Below are 17,542 nucleotides of genomic sequence, written 5' to 3' on the forward strand. Positions count from 1 at the left end.
TTAAAATTTTAAATTAGCACCTATAACGAAAGATCTTAAAGTAGGATAAGCATCAAGCTCGATTCCTTGAGTTCCGTATGGGTCACCATTCCCATTAAGTTCAGGAGAATAACCAGAGAATTTTTGTGTAATAAATGGATTAATAGCATTTACATATATTCTGCAATACTGAATAAAACCATCTGTAATAGGAAGTTTATATCCTAAAGTAATGTTATTGATTCTAAAGAAATCACCCGATTCTAAATAGTATGTAGAGGCAACAGGCACTTCATTAAATGGTTTTGGGTTTGATGCAGTTGGATTGGCTGCTGTCCAGTAATCATTAGTTAATGATGCCTCAACATTCTCACCTGTAAAACGTTGTGCTTTTTTACCGTTATATACTTTAGCTCCGCCTGTACCATATCCGTCAACAGAGAAATCAATGTTTTTATAGTTTATTCCTAATGATACGCCATAATTGCTTTTTGGCAAGATTGAGCCAACATACTTTTTATCTTTAGTTGCATCTAAAGCACTTTGTACTACTTTATTACCAGCTGCATTATAGTACAACATTTTACCATTTGCAGGGTCTATTCCAGCATATTCATATACATAAAAGCTACCTAACGGCTGTCCGACAGACGTTTTGTTCAACATTTTGGTATCCTGTCCATTTCCTAAATTCCCACCAATCACTGGTGAAATATCGAAATCTTTTAAAGCAGAAAGCTTGTTCGTATTTTGAGAAAAATTTCCACCAACCCAGTAACTTAAGTTGTCTGAAATTTTATCATCCCAACGCAACGAAAGTTCATAACCTTTGTTTGACACTTCGCCAACATGAGCAGGAGTAGCTATTGTTAATCCTGAAGACATATAAGGTTTTGTGTTCAAAATTACGTTGCTTGTGTTTTTATCATAATAATCAACGGATCCTTTTAATCTGCTGTTTAATAATTCGAAATCAAGACCTACAGAAGTTTCTTCTGTAATTTCCCAAGATAAGCTTGGATCAATTTGTGAGTTAATTGTAGTCCCCGGATATAAGATAGAACCTCCTAAATAACCATCTAAACCTGAAGCATAGGCCTGGCTGTTTAATGGAACGTTTTGGTTTCCTAATTTACCCCAGCTACCTCTCAATTTAATTAAATCAATACCTTTAATATCTGATAAGAAGCTTTCTTTTGTCATAATCCATCCTAAACCAAAAGACGGAAAAGTTCCCCAACGGTAATCTTTAGCAAAATTTGAAGACCCGTCACGTCTAATTGTCCCGGTTAATAAATATTTGTCCATTAATTTATACTGGAATCTACCAAAATAAGATGACAATCTGCTTTCATTATACGTTACATCATATAAACTTGTAATATCTCCTACATATTCAACTCCATGAGCATCTTTAGCATTATATAAAGACCAGTAATTTGAATTTGTACTTACATTTTTTCTTGCAATCGATAAAGTTTCTCTAGGCCCTTTTACAGAAGCCTCCATACCTGCAGTTAATTCAAGATCATGAATACCTCCAAACAGTTTATTATAGGTAAAATAGTTAGATAAGTTCCAGTTAAAATACTGCTCTCTGCCTCTTGTTAATAAGTTCACAGGATCACTTTTATGGCTGGCTACATAATCTGCGGCTGTTGTATTTGGGTTAGCTGCCATCCAGATTCCCTGTTTATCCTCATAATTGTATTGTTTCCAGGAATAATATTCTCCATTAAACTGAGAAGTGAATTTTAATCCTTCAATAATTTCATAATCTAATTTTAGACCCCCTTGAAGCGTTACACTTCTCTGTTGCTCATTATAAAAGTCTAATTGAGCTACCGGATTACCAACATTGTTGAATGAAGATCCTATTTGACTAGCGACACCACTTGCATTAACGCGTGATACGCCATACTGTCCGTCAGAAAAACGTACTGGAACTAAAGAAGATTGTTTATAAGCATTTGTAAAAGCTCCTAAAGGTTTTGGTGATGAATTAGCTGAAGTAAAACTTAAATTTTGAGATAAAGTTATTTTTTTAGAAATTTTAAATTCATTATTATTTCTAAAAGTAGTACGACCATAGTCTAAACCATTTAAAATAGCCTTCTCTTCGTAATTACCTGCACTAAAAAAATACTTAATATTTTCTGAAGCTCCGGAAATAGAAATATTGTTTTGTGTGTAGGAACCTGTTCTCGTAATTTCATCAAACCAGTTTGTATTAACCGGCTGATTTGCAGCAAATGTATTGGTACCTAAAGCTGCATTAGAATATGCTGCGTATTGGTTTGCATCTGCCATTTTAACTTTTTTAAGAGGCTCTCTGAAACCAGCAAAACTTTCGATTTCTACTGATACTTTATCACCTTTACCTTTTTTGGTTGTAATAATGATAACTCCATTAGCTGCCCTGGTACCGTAAATAGCTAAAGATGAAGCATCTTTTAGAATTTCATACGAAGTGATATCATTAGTATTAATATTATTGATATTTTCCGTTGGCATTCCATCAACAATATATAAAGGAGATCTTCCGCCTAATGCAGTTCCCAAACCTCTAATAACTACTGAAGGTGTACTTCCCGGCAAATCAGATGAAATAACCTGAACACCGGCTGCTTTTCCCTGAATAGCCTGAGAGGCGTTTAAGACTTTTGTTTTTGTAATTTCCTCTGCTTTTAAAGAAGTGATAGCAGAAGTATTATCAATTTTCTTTCTGGTACCGTACCCAATTACTACTACTTCTTTTAAGGCAGTATCACCGGATTCTTTTAATGTAATGGTCATTGGTGCTGAAGTTGCAGGTACAGAAACAGCTTCAAAACCCAGCATAGAGATTTTTAACATCTCCCCTTCTTTGGCATTGATTGTAAAATTACCATCGAAATCAGCATCAGCAGAAGTTCTTGATTGAGGTGCACTAATAACAGCTCCCGGAACTCCCATTCCGCTGCTATCTAATACTTTTCCTTTAATTGTCTGTCCGGACATATAAGCCGGCAGCAATAAGAGTGCTAAAAAACTAAAAATAAAATTTTTCATACAGTTTGTAATCGTTTAAGTTAGTAGAGCCAAATTAAACAATTACAACGTTGTAGTACATCAAATACCACTACTACACAGCTACATCACTACATCAGAAAAGTTCATTAAATAGCTACAAACAAAGACTTTAAGAAGTTTTAATTTTTCATTAACATAACGTTATGATGTAGTAATGATGTATTGGAATTATGTAAAAAAAGAATCAGAAAAATAAAATATGTTTAAAAAACACATACGAATCTTACACAGTCAATAAAAATTTGGACAGGTTTTCATCCTGATTAAGGTTTAATTTCTTTCTCAGGCGGTATCTGTGTAATTCAACACCTCGAAATGAGATGTTCATCATAGGTGCAATTTCCTTAGAAGAAAGGTTCATTTTAAGGTAAACACACAGTTTTATATCTTTTGGAGTCAGACTTGGGAATTTCTTTGTCAGATTAATAATAAACTCATTGTGAATTTGATTCAGATTGGTTTCGAAAATTTCCCATTCGTGTTTATTCACTTCATTGATTTTAATCGCTTTTTTAATTTCGCTTTTCAGTTTATTAAAATCTTTTTCTGAATCTAAGATGTTTTGTATGTTTTCAATCATTTCACTTTGCTTGGCTATCGATAAGGATTTACCCGCAACTTCAGATGATTTTGTCTGCAATTCAAGTTCTAAAATATGTTTTTCATATTCCTGCACATTTAATTCATTCTCAGCCTTCAGCTCCATTTCCAGAATTTCTCTTTGATGTTTAAGTTCTTCGGCCTGCAATTTTAACTTTTGGGTATAGCGAAGTTTGTTCCATTTATAATACAAAAACAATACTGCGGCGATTAAAAATAAATAGAGTAAAATCATCCCCAATGAAAAATACCAGGGCTGGGCTACTTTAAAAGAAAAATCTTCTACTTTTTCATAACTGGCACCATCGTGCTTATAAATAACGATAGAATGATAACCACTGCTTAAATTATTAAGTAAAATTACTCCATCAGAAATTGGAGTAAAATCTTTGCTTTTATTTAGTTTGTAAAATAGGTTCGGTTTACTGGCTCCATACATTCCGGAGATTACATTTATTTTTAACTCTTTATTGAATTTAATTTTAGAATTATCTGCAATTAGAACATTATCACTAAAGCCTTCTACCCTTAATGCTTTATGTTGTTTGTTTTCGTACTTCAATTGAAGGGAAATAAATCCGTCATCAAGATTTAACAGATAATGATTGTCGTTTTTAAAAATTCGCAAATTTTCATTGATCAGCTTTCCTTTATAATATTTCTCCTGAATAATATTCCAGACAAATTTATTTCCGGTCGCATAAATATGGTATAAAATTCCGTTTTGAAGTACCATAAAATGATCTTCATCTATTGCTACAACATCCGAAACATTCCTGAAGTTAGCATTAAATAATTCATTTTCTTCCAGTTTATTGGTAATGGAATTATAAGTGTACCAGGAATTATCGATTAGAAAAAGTATTTCTTTTCTGAATTCAAAAATCTTAATGCCAAAGTCATTTTTTATTTTGCTTTGCTGTGTGACATTCTCTATTTTTTTTGTTTTATAGTCATCGTCCAGCAAGACACGATATAAACCGCGATAATTATCCGCTGCCCAGATTTCATTTTTTTTATTTTGGGCAACATACTTGATAGGTTTCGCAAGATCTTTGATTATTTTATAATGAGATAGATTGGATAAATCATCATACACCAGGATACCGCTGTAAGTCGACTGAAAATACGTATTGTTAATACTGCTTTTAGATAAATTCCAGCCACCACTTACGCCATTAATTTTAGAGAGGGAGCCATTATCATAAGAAAATGTTCCGTCATTATGTCCAATGATATACTGAGTGCCGATTTTGGTAATATTCCAACCTTGTCCCTGCGTATTGGGCAGCATATTAAACCTGCCGGAGCCAAACTCAAAAATACCATGATTGGAAGCAATCAGATAGCCTTTATTTGTAGTTGCCACCGAATAAACAGATCCTAATATGCCTGAATTATCATAGAAAAAGGAGATTGGAGAATTGACTTCAACATGAGCAATTCCGTTATCCAGCCCCAACCATAAATCATCTTCCTTATCAAAACCTATACTCAGAATCGAATTGTTCATTAAAACATTATTACGATCAATGTTTTTATACAAATTTGAGTTTAAGTCTAAAATAATAACGCCTTTATTTCCGGTACCAATTATTAGTTTATCCCCTTTAATAAATTTGGCAACATTTATAGTGGTTGACTTTAAGGTTTCGTTCAGGGGATTATTCCACGGTCTGAGTCCCTTCTTTTCAACTATAAAAACTCCTTTTTTCTGTGTAAAAATGTACGTTTCGTTTTTGTATTTTTCGATAGCGTGCACTACCGTGTTTTTCAGAATGTTCCATCCTTTTGGATTTGCGATCCTTTTGCCGTTCATCTTAAAAATACCATCCTGAACAGAAGCCACATATAGGTTTTGATCTATAAAAAAACAATAGGATATGAGAAATGGAAATTTTATTTTTTTAATGGTTTTTCCATTATAAATAAAAACATCATTGAAGGATTGAAAATAAAGTGAACCATTGAACCTGAATATTTTCCAGATTTCTTCATTGTCTTTTTCATCAAATAAACGCAGGTTTTTGGTAATCGAAACGTAATGCATTTTGCCCTGTTTACGGTACCAGTAACCAAATTCTTTATAAGAACCGGAATATATTTTATCGCCTTCAATTAAAATAGAACGGATAATCGTTTTATTGGGTAATGTATATTTCTCCCATATCACCCCATCATATCGCAACAAATAATGATTATTGGCAAAATACATGGCATTATCTTTTCCCTGTGCTACATTCCAGATCTGATTATCGCCCTGATAATCTGATTTACTGTAATTTTCAACAAAGGGAAGTAATTCTTGTGCCTGAATTTGTGAAGCTATGAAAAGGAAGAAAAGTAATTTTAAAAGTATCGATTTCAAAATATTCGGATTTATATTCAAAGATACTGACAAATAATTAATTTTTGAATGTAAAAAAGCTCCTCAATTGGGAGCTTTTTCTAGGTATAAAATATGTTTTTTAATTCTGAAGCAGTTGATACACCTGATTTGCAATCTCATATTCCTCGTCTGTTGGAACGACCAAAACTTTAGCCTTAGAATTAGAATTATTGATTTCTCTTATTTCTTTAGAACGAACTGCATTTTTTTCATGATCTAATTCAATTCCGAAATACTCCATATCCGTACAAACCAATTTACGCATGTAGGATGAGTTTTCACCAATTCCTGCGGTAAAAATAATCGCATCCAGACCATTTAAAGCAGCGGTATAAGCACCAATCGTCTTTTTAATTCGGTACGCATTCATCAGCAAAGCCAGCTGACAATCTTTATTTCCTTTTTCAGCTTCCGATTCTATATCTCGCAAATCGCTGTATCCTGTAAGTCCTAGCATACCGCTTTGTTTTAGTAAAATTGCATTTACTTCATCAGCCGTATAATTTAGATTTTTGATCAGGTAAAAAATCACTGACTGGTCGATATCTCCGGCTCGGGTTCCCATTATTAAACCATTTGACGGAGAAAAACCCATTGTCGTATCAATACATTTTCCGTCTTTGATAGCTGCCATACTGCAGCCATTTCCTAAATGAATGGTAATTATTTTTGAATTGCGCTCCAAAAAATCAATTGCTTTTTCAGAAACATATTTATGACTGGTTCCGTGAAAGCCATAAACACGTACTTTATTTTCTGTTAGAAGATAATTCGGAATGGCGTATTTAAAGGCGGTTTCGGGCATTGTCTGATGAAAGGCCGTATCAAAAACAGCAATTTGCTCTGCGGAATTAAAAATTTCTTCTGCCACATTAATTCCCTCTAAATTGGCAGGATTATGTAAAGGTGCAAGTTCAAAAAGCTGCTTGATTTTTAATTTTACTTTCTCATCAATTTTTACGGTATCTGTAAAATCACTTCCGCCGTGAACGACACGATGACCAACAGCTGCAATTTCCGAAGTCGATTTTATAACTCCTTTTTCCGGATCTAAAAGCATTTCGGCTACTTTCTGCAAACCCACTTTATGATTCGGAACAGGAAGTAATTCTTCTACTGAATCTGATGCTGTTTTAAACGTAATATTTGAAATTTCCAAACCAATTCGATCAATCATTCCCGAACAAATCACTTCGTTTTCGGGCATAACCATTAATTGATATTTGATGGATGAACTTCCTGAATTTATAATTAGTATTTTCATTTTTTTTTAGGTGCTAAGGTTCTAAGATACTGAGTTACCTTTTTTAGTTTTTAATTCCGGTTTTTTAAGTAATAACTCAAAACTCATAATTTATAATTCACAATTCATAATTATTTAAAGTCCTTGTGCCTGAATCGCCGTAATCACTACTGTGTTTATAATATCGTCTACGGTACAACCACGGCTTAAATCGTTTACGGGTTTGTTTAAACCTTGTAACATGGGTCCGATGGCCAAAGCTCCGGTTTCTCTCTGAACGGCCTTGTACGTATTGTTTCCTGTATTTAAATCGGGGAAGATTAAAACACTAGCCTGACCTGCTACTTCAGAATCCGGCATTTTACTTTTCCCGACAGTAAGGTCAACTGCGGCATCGTACTGAATGGGTCCTTCGATTTTTAAATCAGGGCGTTTGGCTTTTACAATTGCAGTGGCGGCTCTTACTTTATCGACTTCATCTCCTTTTCCTGAAGATCCGGAAGAATAAGAAAGCATCGCTATTTTGGGTTCAATTCCGAAAGCCAGACTTGATTCTGCTGACGAAATTGCAATTTCTGCCAGTTGTTCAGCGGTTGGGTTTGGATTAATGGCACAATCTCCAAAAACGGAAACCCGATCTTCCAGGCACATGAAAAATACAGAGGAAACGACAGATGAATTGGGTTTTGTTTTTATGAATTGCAAGGCCGGTAGAATCGTATGCTGTGTGGTATGTGCAGCTCCCGAAACCATTCCGTCTGCATGGCCTTTATACACCATCATGGTTCCGAAATAAGAAACATCTTCCATTAAATCCCTTGCCATTGTAATACTTACGTTCTTGGCTTTTCTAAGCTCGTAATAGGTATTGGCATAATCTTCATAAAGCTTAGATTCTATTGGATTGATGATATTAACTTTCGAAAAATCAAACGTAATTCCGAGTTCCGCAACTTTACTTTCAATTTGTTTTTTATCTCCAATAATTGAAATATCAACCACATCCATATCCAATAATCTTGAAGCGGCCATAATGATCCGGTCGTCATTTCCTTCCGGCAGCACGATATGTTTGCGATGCTGTTTCGCTCTTTTCACCATATTGTACTGAAACATTTTTGGTGTCATTCCTTCTGCCACAAAAGTGATTAACCTTTCCGATAAAGCGTCCACTTTCACATATTTTTCGAAAGTACTGATCGATGTTTCTATTTTATGTGTGTTGTTGGCATAGATTTCAGATCTTATGCTGCCAATTTTATTAGTGATGTGGTAAGTTCCTCCGTCAACTGCAATGATTGGCACAACTGCTGAAAGTCCTTCGATAAGTTTTAATATACTTTGTTCGGGAATTATATTTCCGGTAAGGATAATTCCGGAAATCGTCGGATAATTAGCTGACTCATTGGCCTGTAATGCCCCTAAAATAATATCCGAGCGGTCACCGGGCGTAATTACCAAAGCGTTATTCTGCAAATGAACCAGATAATTATGCAGTTGCATGGCTCCGACACTGTAGTGTCCGATTTCATTGTTTAAATAGGTTTCTCCAAACAGCACTTTAGCATCCAGTTCGTTGACAATTTCCTGCATGGTCGGATTGTTCAGACTTGAGATCAGCGGAATGGTGTTTATCAAAACATTGGGCGGCAGACTTTTCTGGAGACTTTTGGTTACCAGTTCTATATTTTCAGGCTGCACTTTATTTGCAAAAACAGACAACACCTCCACTTCTTTTACTTTAAAGGAATCGTAAACCAGATGCAGACTGTCGACCAGTTCGTCAAGCGTTTTTCCAATTCCGGATCCTATAATTATGGTTGGAATTCCGAGGTTTTTCGCAATTAAAACGTTTGTATCCAATTCAATAGAAGTTCCTTCTCCGGTAAAGCTGGTACCTTCTACCAGAACAAAATCAAAGCGTTCTTCAAGGCGTTTGTATTTTTCAATAATTAAATCTAAGACCTCTCCTATCTTCCCTTTATTTTTCTTTTTAATCAGTTTGCTTTTCGTAATCGCATAAGCGTCTTCAAACTTAATATCAAGATTAAAATGCGAAAGAACTGTTTCAATATGATTGTCTACCCCTCCATCGACAAAATCTTCAACAATAGGCCTGAAATAACCGACCTTGGCGGTTTTCCCGATCAAAATACTCATCAAACCCAGTGTAATAATTGATTTTCCACTATTCTGATCACTGGTGGCTATATATATTGCTTTACTCATAATTTATATTTTGAAACGAAACAAATGTCGTACAATTAATATTTTTTTATAGATAAACTAACGTTAAAACCAACGTCTTTTTTTGAAATAAATAATTAACGCGATCACTAAAAAAAACATAGCAACCATAACACTATGATAGCCATATTTGTAATGCAGTTCCGGTATATTTTCGAAATTCATTCCATACACTCCAACAATGAATGTTAAGGGAATAAAGATGGCCGAAATGATGGTAAGTGTTTTCATGATTTCATTCATTTTACGGCTTTGTTCCGAAAAATAGAAATTTGAAGCACTTTCCAATGAACTCATATCTGACTCAATCTGTTCTAAAAGCTCTAAGCTTTTCTGGTGTAACCGAACGAAAAAATTAAAGGTATCTTTTTGGATTAAAGTACTCGTATCATCGTCTTTAATCGTCTTTAAATAATACAACGAATCCCGAAGCGGAATTATGGAACGTTTTAAAAAATTAAAATTATCTCTGTGATTTTCAATCTTTTCCAATATTACCGGATCTGCACCTTTCTTGGTTAAATTGATCAATTCTTCAATTTTGCCTTCTTCATCTTCTATGGTAATGTAAAAATTTTCGATCACGGCATCCAACAATAAGTAAAGCAGATAATCTACTTTTTTAGTTCGTACAATTCCCGCATGCGTGCGAAGTCGTTCCCGAATGTGTGTAAAGAAATCGCTTCGTTTTTCCTGAAAGGAAATCAGAACGCCATCTTTCAGAATAAAACTAAGTTGCTCAACGCTAATATTATCCGAATATTCGGAAGGTAATAGCGATTTTATATTAAAGAATAAAACATCCTCCTGTTCTTCCAGTTTCGTTCTTTTGGTCGTATTTAAAATATCTGCCAGTAAAAAATCACTCAATTTGAAATGCGTACCTATTGTTTTAAGCAGACTAATATCATTTAAACCGTGAACATTAAGCCAGTTATTTTTTGTATAATCAAAGCAGGAATTTAATGCTGCCACGGTAAACTTTTCATATTCAACTACATCTGCATCATCATATACGAAGAGCTGCAGCTCTGTTGCAAGTTCTTTATGGGTTCCTGTATATTCTAAAGTAATGTGTTGCAGCTTGCGCCCTTTCTTATATTTAATCTTTCTCATTCAAAATTATTTACCTAGTAATATTACAAAAAAGAATCCGAAAAGGAAATGACAATTGTCAGTTTGTCTCTATATAAGTGATAAAAGGGCATAAAAAAACCGGGGCATTTCTGACCCGGTTTTCAATCTTAATACTTTGTACTAATTACTTAGTACTAAAGAATTATTTTACTTCTTCGAATTCAACGTCTTCAACATTGTCACCTTGAGACTGCTCTTGTTGAGGAGCCGCTTGTTGACCTTGTTCACCTTGAGCATACATAGCTTCTGTAGCTGTTTTCCAAGCTGCATTAATATTGTCAAGAGCCGTTTGAATAGCTGGAATGTCCTGAGATTGGTGCGCCATTCTCAATTCAGTTAAAGCGTACTCAACAGCAACTTTGTGGTCGTCAGCTAATTTGCTTCCTAACTCTTTCAATTGACTTTCTGTTTGGAAAATCATGCTGTCAGCTTCGTTTAATTTCTCAGCTCTTTCTTTAGCTATTTTGTCAGCATCAGCGTTAGCTTCAGCATCTTTTTTCATTTTTTCGATTTCTTCAGCTGTTAAACCAGAAGAAGCTTCGATACGGATATCGTGAGATTTTCCAGTTCCTTTATCAGTTGCAGAAACTTTGATGATACCGTTAGCATCAATATCAAAAGTAACCTCGATTTGAGGAACTCCTCTTGGTGCTGGTGGAATACCGTCTAAGTGGAAACGACCGATAGTTTTGTTATCAACCGCCATAGCTCTTTCACCTTGCAATACGTGAATTTCAACAGATGGTTGAGAATCAGCAGCAGTAGAGAAAACTTGTGATTTTTTAGTTGGAATAGTTGTGTTAGACTCAATTAATTTAGTCAATACACCACCCATAGTTTCGATACCTAAAGATAAAGGTGTAACGTCAAGTAACAATACATCTTTTACATCTCCGGATAAAACTCCACCTTGAATAGCAGCTCCAATAGCAACAACTTCATCAGGATTAACTCCTTTAGACGCTTTTTTACCAAAGAATTTTTCTACTTCGTCAGCGATTCTTGGCATACGTGTAGAACCTCCAACAAGAATAACTTCGTCAATATCAGATGTAGATAAACCTGCATCTTTTAATGCTTTAGCAACTGGCTCCATAGAACGTTTAACTAAAGAATCAGTCAATTGCTCAAATTTAGCTCTTGATAATTTTTTAACTAAGTGTTTTGGTCCTGAAGCAGTAGCTGTAACGTATGGCAAGTTGATTTCAGTTTCTGAAGAAGAAGACAATTCAATTTTTGCTTTCTCTGCAGCTTCTTTCAAACGTTGCAATGACATTGGATCCAAACGTAAGTCAATACCTTCTTCAGCTAAGAATTCATTTGCTAACCAGTCAATAATTTCGTGGTCAAAATCATCTCCACCTAAGTGAGTATCACCGTTTGTAGACAATACTTCAAATACACCATCTCCTAATTCAAGAACAGAGATATCAAAAGTACCTCCACCTAAATCGTAAACAGCAATTTTTTGATCAGTTCCTTTTTTATCTAATCCGTAAGCAAGTGCCGCAGCAGTTGGCTCGTTGATGATACGCATCACTTTAAGACCAGCAATTTCACCAGCTTCTTTTGTAGCCTGACGTTGTGCATCGTTAAAGTAAGCAGGAACAGTAATAACCGCTTCAGTTACAGTTTGACCTAAATAGTCTTCAGCAGTTTTTTTCATTTTTTGAAGAGTCATTGCTGACAATTCCTGTGCAGTATATAAACGACCGTCAATATCCACACGTGGCGTATTGTTGTCACCTTTTACAACTGAATAAGAAACTCTTTTTGCTTCGTTTGTAGTCTCAGCAAAAGTGTGTCCCATAAAACGTTTAATAGAAGCAATCGTTTTTGTAGGATTCGTTACTGCTTGTCTTTTTGCAGGATCACCTACTTTAATTTCGCCACCTTCAACAAAAGCGATGATAGATGGAGTTGTTCTTTTTCCTTCTGCGTTAGGAATAACAACTGCTTCGTTACCTTCCATTACAGAAACACAAGAGTTCGTCGTACCTAAGTCAATTCCGATTATTTTACCCATTTTTTATATATTTAATTTTTGATATACATTTTTAACTCAGGTGGCATAAGTCAATCTTTGTGCCAATATAAAAAACCAAAGTAAATTGTCAGTTTTAATGTTGTCATGGTAAAAATCAGCTGACAACATGACATTTTCAAAACCTGACAACTGTGGCATATCAGTACTTTAGGTGTCATTTATCAGGAGCTTTTTCCTGCTGTCCCTCCAATCTTTCGTGCCGAACCCCTGCACAAAAGGATTTTCCCTCCCATCAGGGCTATGGCATCCTTTTCCATCATAAAACTTAATCTTAATATGATCGTATAAAGTCTTCCCATATTTTTAATTAAATTCCGAAATACTTACATTAGCAACTTTCTTCAATTCAATAGCAGTCTAAATGGAAAACTACAGTATCATCATATTTATTCTGGCCATCGTCATCGGACTATCCGCTTTTGCCGACACCATAAAATTGCCGCAACCTATTTTACTGGTTATAGTAGGAATCGCAATTGGATTTATTCCAACCATGAACGAAATCGAAATTAATCCGGAAATTATATTCCTGCTATTTCTGCCACCTTTATTATATGATGCCTCTTTTAATATTTCTCCTAAAGATTTCAAGACCAATCTGAATACAATTGGCACACTCGCTATTTCATTAGTTTTCCTTACTGCCTTAGGAATCGCGGTTTTAGCCCATTTTATAATTCCAGGAATGACCTGGCCGCTGGCATTTGTACTTGGAGCAATTCTCTCTGCTACAGATGCCGTAGCCGCAATAAGCATTACAAAAGGACTGAAAATATCCCATAAAACGATAACTATTCTTGAAGGTGAAAGCCTGATTAATGATGCCTCTGCATTGGTAGCTTATCGTTTTGCGGTCGCTGCCGTAATGGGATCCGCTTTTGTCATCTGGAAAGCCACGCTGGAATTTCTATTATTACTAGGAGGAGGATTTTTAGTAGGCTTTGTTATAGCTAAAATTCTGGGGTACATCTTAACGCGTGTGCATAAAAACGTAAATGTAACGATTAGCTTCCTGCTGTTAATGCCTTTTGTCACCTATCTTATTGCTGAACATCTGCATGTTTCGGGAGTAATTGCAGTAGTAATTTTAGGACTGGCAATTGCCCGATTCAGTAAAAAAATATTTCCCGAAAGTTTAAAAAATCAATCCAGAACTCTTTGGGACATTATCATTTTTCTACTCAACGGATTAATATTTATTCTAATCGGACTCAATTTCCGTTACATTCTGAAAGACATAGACAACAGTATGATTCTGCCCTATATTGGTTACGCGGCAATCATTACTATTGTAGCTTTAGTGATTAGGATGATCCGAATCTTTTTGCAGAAAATCAATCTCCAAAAAGCATTTCAAAATACAAAAAGGAAAAGAAAAGTAAGCGAACATGCACTTTTAGACTTCAACAACAGTATTATTTTAAGCTGGTCCGGGATGCGCGGAATTGTTTCGCTAGCCATCGCCATCGGATTACCAAAATTTCTGGAAGACGGAACGCCATTTCCTGAAAGAAATGCAATTATTTTTATTTCTGTCGCCGTTGTATTGCTTACTCTTATCGGGCAGGGTCTTACGTTGCCGTGGATTGTGAATAAACTGACCCTAAAAGAAAATAATGATCCTGCACAATCGTTGTAAGATTATATGTTTTCGTAACGATTACAAAAACTAATATTGTACAAATATGGAAAATCGCATTGCAATTTATGGCGCTTATGGTCACACCGGAAAATTTATTCTAGCGGAACTTTTCAGACAAGGTTATAAGAATCTGATTCTTTCCGGAAGAGATCAGGAAAAATTAATGCTTCTCCATCGGGAATATCCTGATTTAGAAATAAAAGCAGCAGACCTTCATGATCCAAAAACACTGGACGATGCTTTTTCCGGAGCTAAAATTATTATAAACTGTGCCGGACCTTATTTAGATACTGCAAAACCTATTATAGAAGCTGCTTTACGATCAGGCAGTCATTATATCGATTTAAGTGCTGAACAAAAGGCCGTATTAGATGTATTTGAACAATTTGCTGAACCAGCAAAAAACAATAAAATTCTAATAATCCCTGCTGCTGCCTTTTACGGTGGCTTAGCCGATCTGCTAAGTACCGCATTAACTCAGGATTGGAACGAAATTGATGAAATTAATGTTTACATAGGTCTTGATTCCTGGCATCCTACAAAAGGAACAAGATTAACCGGAGATCGAAATCATTACAAAAGATTAACATTCAAAGACAATCGCTTACAAGAACTTGAAGCCGGGATTTCAAAAGAATGGGATTTCAAAAATGCAATCGGAATTAAGGAAGTTGTAGCTTTACCGCTCTCTGAAATCATTACGATTTCACGCCATTTAAATGTAAATACCATCAATACCTTTCTTAGTCAGAACTCTTTAAATGATCTTAGAAATAATGATACTCCGGAACCAAAACCGGTTGACAGTAAAAACAGATCATCTCAGCAATTTTGTGTAGAAGTTATTGCTGTAAAAGGCAACATCAGGAGAACCATTTCGGCTCAGGGTCAGGATATTTATGCCGTTACAGCGCCTTTGATCACAGAAAGCATAAATAGAATTTTATCGGGCAGCATAAAGAAAAACGGTGTAACGACAATGGGAGAAGTATTTGATGCTTCTGATTTTTTAAAATCCTTAAATGATGATGATATTAAAATAACAGCCATCGAAGAATCTACCTTAAATTAAAAACCTATTACACCATTAAACAATGCAAAAACTTATATTCTTCTTATTGTTTCCCATAGCCTTAATGGCGCAAAAAGATAATTTCAATAAAAAAATCACTAAAGTAAATGGCGATCTGAACAAAGATGGTTTAGCTGACTATGTTTTAGTTTCACAAGATACTTTAAGCGACAAAGCTCCGTATAAACTCGAAATTTATTTTGCTGAAGCTAATGGTCATTACAAACGTATTCTTTCATCAGTCAAAGCGATAGATCCTGCTTTCCCTGAAGGCAAAAAGGGCTACTACAGCGGAAATGCTTTTTCAGAAATCACCATAAAAAAAGGTATTCTTAGTATTAAAAATGAACTTTTGCGTGGTCATTATGAGCATAAATTCAGGTATCAGAATAATAATTTCGAACTCATTGGTTTCTCTGAAGTCTATTCGGACGGACAAGGAACGATGGGTCAAATCGATTTTAATTTATCTACCGGAATTCGTATTAAAAAGACAGAACCTTATGGCGAAGATAATTTTCCGGTAACGAAGACTCAAAAGAAAATCATCATCAGGCCGCTTCCAAAACTACAGGATTTTGCTCCTTTCAAAACGGAATATTTTTAAAAACCAGAAGCAATACTTCTCTTTTGCCCTAAATGGTCTGGGTTTTTATTTGTAATTTCGATTTCCTGAAAATGACTGTTTTTCCAACCCAATAAAAACAGTCTGAATAACATTAAAATAAAACAAAAATGGTTTCATTTATTAAAGAATTATCTTTTCGCTGGTCAGATTTAGATCCCAATTTTCACGTCCGTCATAGTGCCTATTATGATTTTGGAGCACAACATCGTATCGAAATATTAGAACAGTTAGGTTTAACCCTGCGTGTCATGCAAACACAGGGTTTTGGCCCGGTTTTGTTTAGGGAAGAATGCATCTTTAGAAAAGAATTAAAACTTTCAGATAAGATATTCATGCATACCAAAACTTCAAAAATGAAAGCCGATGCTTCGCGTTGGTCCATCGTTCACGAATTCAGAAAAGAAGACGACACCCTTTGTGCTGTTATTACAGTTGATGGTGCCTGGATGGATACCAAACTTCGCAAACTAGCTTCTCCGACTCCTGAAATTGCTATTGAAGCTTTAAGTATTTTCCCTAAAAGCGATGACTTTGTCGGGCTTTAAAATAAAATACGATTTGTTATAAATTACAAAAATCCAAAAAGCACCTTTTAAAAAATAGTCGTTTTTTGGATTTTTTTCAAACTTGCAACCTATGATTGATTATTTAAAAGACTTTAGAATAGGTGTTTTTATTGCCATTATATTAATTATTACAATAATACTGGGTGCCATTACCGACAAAGTATTACGTTATTTCCTGTATCGCAAACTAAGCAATAAAGAATATGATGCAACTGGTTTTCGTTTTTTAAAACATTTAATCATAACCGTAATTTATATTTTAGGTTTTGCTTTTGCCCTAATCCAGATTCCGGAATTCAAAATCATCGGGCATTCCTTTTTAGCCGGGGCCGGAGTAATTTCGCTGGTTGCGGGTCTGGCTTCACAGCAGGCTTTGAGTAATATTGTCAGCGGAATTTTTCTGGTAATTTTTAAACCTTTCCGAATCAATGATAAAATCACCATCAATGGCTTCGTAGGTAAAGTCGAAGATATAAATCTGAGACAGGTAGTGCTCAAAGATGCAGAAAACAACAGAATCATTATTCCGAATTCGGTTATCAGCAATCAGATTATTGTAAATACCAATATGCACGACACCAAATGCTGTAAAATAATAGAAATTGGTATTAGTTATGAATCAGATGTCGAAAAAGCATTAGAAATCATGAAAGACGAAGTCGCCAAACATCCTTTTTTTATTGATACCCGAACAGCAGAAAATAAAAAACTAAAAACTCCTTTGGTCGTGGCGCGTGTTGTAGCACTCGCAGATTCAAGCGTAACGCTGAAAGCATGGGCATGGGCAAAAAATTCTACTGATGGTTTTGTAATGTATTGCGATTTATTGCAAAGTATTAAAAAACGTTTTGACGAAGCTGATATTGATATTCCGTACCCGCAGCGCGTTGTTACGCTGAAAAAATAATCCTGTAATAAAC

Annotated in this window: 12 protein-coding genes; 5 read left to right on the forward strand and 7 right to left on the reverse strand. The window is 35.1% G+C overall.

Annotated features, from left to right (window positions below; all coding sequences use genetic code 11):
- From HAV12_RS15755 to HAV12_RS15785, 7 genes are all read right to left on the reverse strand, one after another.
- Window positions 1-3,030 carry a SusC/RagA family TonB-linked outer membrane protein gene (locus HAV12_RS15755; RefSeq protein ID WP_171570497.1) on the reverse strand — a complete coding sequence of 1,010 codons (3,030 nt, stop codon included), beginning with the start codon at window positions 3,028-3,030 and terminating at the stop codon, window positions 1-3.
- 244 nt (window positions 3,031-3,274) lie between these two features.
- Complete coding sequence (locus HAV12_RS15760; RefSeq protein ID WP_171570498.1) at window positions 3,275-6,019, reverse strand: LuxR C-terminal-related transcriptional regulator; 2,745 nt, start codon at window positions 6,017-6,019, stop codon at window positions 3,275-3,277.
- Window positions 6,020-6,119: 100 nt separating this feature from the next.
- Window positions 6,120-7,304: an acetate/propionate family kinase gene (locus HAV12_RS15765; RefSeq protein WP_171570499.1), complete on the reverse strand. Its 1,185-nt coding sequence runs from the start codon at window positions 7,302-7,304 to the stop codon at window positions 6,120-6,122.
- Window positions 7,305-7,418: 114 nt separating this feature from the next.
- Window positions 7,419-9,512: a phosphate acetyltransferase gene (pta, locus tag HAV12_RS15770; protein WP_171570500.1), complete on the reverse strand. Its 2,094-nt coding sequence runs from the start codon at window positions 9,510-9,512 to the stop codon at window positions 7,419-7,421.
- 63 nt (window positions 9,513-9,575) lie between these two features.
- A complete protein-coding gene (gene corA / locus HAV12_RS15775) occupies window positions 9,576-10,646 on the reverse strand; it encodes a magnesium/cobalt transporter CorA (RefSeq protein ID WP_171570501.1) in 1,071 nt (356 codons plus the stop codon).
- Window positions 10,647-10,809: 163 nt separating this feature from the next.
- Window positions 10,810-12,693, reverse strand: coding sequence for a molecular chaperone DnaK (gene dnaK / locus HAV12_RS15780; protein ID WP_171570502.1), 1,884 nt, complete (start codon window positions 12,691-12,693; stop codon window positions 10,810-10,812).
- Window positions 12,694-12,875: 182 nt separating this feature from the next.
- The gene (locus tag HAV12_RS15785) at window positions 12,876-13,013 is read right to left on the reverse strand and encodes a hypothetical protein (RefSeq protein WP_205423325.1); all 138 of its coding nucleotides are present in this window, start codon (window positions 13,011-13,013) and stop codon (window positions 12,876-12,878) included.
- Window positions 13,014-13,075: 62 nt separating this feature from the next.
- Between HAV12_RS15785 and HAV12_RS15790 the strand changes: the two genes are divergently transcribed.
- The 5 genes from HAV12_RS15790 to HAV12_RS15810 all read left to right on the forward strand — a co-directional run bounded on the left by HAV12_RS15790 (window position 13,076) and on the right by HAV12_RS15810 (window position 17,529).
- On the forward strand, window positions 13,076-14,353 hold the full coding sequence (locus HAV12_RS15790; protein WP_171570503.1) for a Na+/H+ antiporter: 1,278 nt from the start codon (window positions 13,076-13,078) through the stop codon (window positions 14,351-14,353).
- 46 nt (window positions 14,354-14,399) lie between these two features.
- A complete protein-coding gene (locus HAV12_RS15795; RefSeq protein WP_171570504.1) occupies window positions 14,400-15,428 on the forward strand; it encodes a trans-acting enoyl reductase family protein in 1,029 nt (342 codons plus the stop codon).
- A 22-nt stretch (window positions 15,429-15,450) separates the two neighbouring features.
- Complete coding sequence (locus HAV12_RS15800) at window positions 15,451-16,035, forward strand: hypothetical protein (RefSeq protein ID WP_171570505.1); 585 nt, start codon at window positions 15,451-15,453, stop codon at window positions 16,033-16,035.
- Between the two features lie 128 nt (window positions 16,036-16,163).
- Window positions 16,164-16,601, forward strand: a complete 438-nt coding sequence (locus HAV12_RS15805; protein WP_171570506.1) for a thioesterase family protein — start codon at window positions 16,164-16,166, stop codon at window positions 16,599-16,601.
- Window positions 16,602-16,692: 91 nt separating this feature from the next.
- Window positions 16,693-17,529: a mechanosensitive ion channel family protein gene (locus tag HAV12_RS15810; RefSeq protein WP_171570507.1), complete on the forward strand. Its 837-nt coding sequence runs from the start codon at window positions 16,693-16,695 to the stop codon at window positions 17,527-17,529.
- The last annotated feature ends 13 nt before the right edge of the window (window positions 17,530-17,542 follow it).

The sequence above is a fragment of the Flavobacterium sp. CLA17 genome, assembly GCF_013112255.2.
Taxonomy (GTDB): Bacteria; Bacteroidota; Bacteroidia; order Flavobacteriales; family Flavobacteriaceae; genus Flavobacterium; species Flavobacterium circumlabens.